Raw genomic sequence first — 1,307 nt, forward strand, 5'->3', positions numbered from 1 at the left:
CCGGCGCCGGCCACGTACACGGTTGATCCCACACCCACCCCGGCGCCCACGGCCCCGTGGTACCCGGTGGGGAAAATGTCCGAGAGCATCGCCAGGTCCAGGATCTTCTCCATCGCCTGGTCGCGGTCGGGGAACTTCAGCACGTTCCAGTCCGCGTAGGGAACGAGCACGTATTCGGCCTGGCCACCCACCCAGCCGCCCATGTCCACGTACCCGTAGGCGGAGCCGGGACGGTCCGGGTTCACGTTCAGGCAGATGCCGGTCTTGCCTTCCTTGCAGTTGCGGCACCGTCCGCAGGAGATGTTGAACGGCACCGAGACGACGTCCCCGACCTTGACGAACTCGACGTCCCGCCCCACCTCGATGACTTCACCGGTGATTTCATGCCCGAGCACCAGGCCCGAGGGGGCGGTGGTGCGTCCGCGCACCATGTGTTGGTCCGAACCGCAGATGTTGGTGGCGATGGTTCGCAGGATCACCCCGTGCTCCACCTTGCGTCCGACGTTGTCTGGGTGCACCCCGGGCCCGTCGCGCAGGACGAATTCCGGATAGGGGGTGTCGATGACCTCGACCTTGCCCGGTCCTGCGTAGCTCACTGCCTTGTTTCCCACCTGAGAACCTCCGCCTTGTTAAATATAAGTTGGATAAATGAGTCCAACCTAGCAACAGTGTGCTCTGCGTCACAGGGGGTGTCAAGGGTGCGCTCCGTGGTCGGCTCGACCTACGTCTCCTCGTCCAGCCGCTCGTCCAGGATGCTGCGCGCCCTCCCCTGCAGGATCTGCAGGCATTGACCAATCAGAGGGGAGTCCATGCTGCCGCGCCGCGCGGCGGCGACGATGCGTCGGGTGGGGCGTCCTGGCCCGGTCAGTCGCAGCCTGCGCACATTTTCATGCCCACCGATGGGTGCCAGCCGCGGCAACAGGCCCACCCCGAGCCCGGCACCGACGAAGGCGATCATGGTCTCCCACTCCAGGGACTCGTGGGCAATGCGCGGGGTGGCGCCCACCGCGGTGAAGGCCGCCGTAAACAGCGCCCGGTAGGTGGATCCGACGGTGTCGGTAATCCAGGGCTCGGAGGCCAGCTCCTGCAGGCGCACCGAGACCCGCTCGGCCAGCCGATGCCCGGCCGGGACCAACACGTCCAGCGGATCGTTGAGCAGGAACGTCTGCTCAAAGCGGGGGTCCTCCTCCCCCACGCTGTCTGCCTGCATTGCCACCACGACCGCCAGGTCAATGCGTTCGGCCACCAGCAGTTCGTAGCAGCGTGCCGGGCTGGCCTCGATCAGGCGCACCGCCAGGGTGGGCCGG

Annotated in this window: 2 protein-coding genes; both read right to left on the reverse strand. The window is 66.7% G+C overall.

The annotated features are described in order from the left end of the window. The coding region (locus JCM19049_RS14430) for an alcohol dehydrogenase catalytic domain-containing protein (RefSeq protein WP_279403282.1) at positions 1 to 611 on the reverse strand (611 nt) is incomplete at its 3' end. Between the two features lie 110 nt (positions 612 to 721). Further along, positions 722 to 1,307 (reverse strand): LysR substrate-binding domain-containing protein (locus tag JCM19049_RS14435; RefSeq protein ID WP_279403283.1); only part of this gene is annotated, 586 nt, incomplete at its 5' end.

Source organism: Arthrobacter sp. JCM 19049, assembly GCF_001310435.1.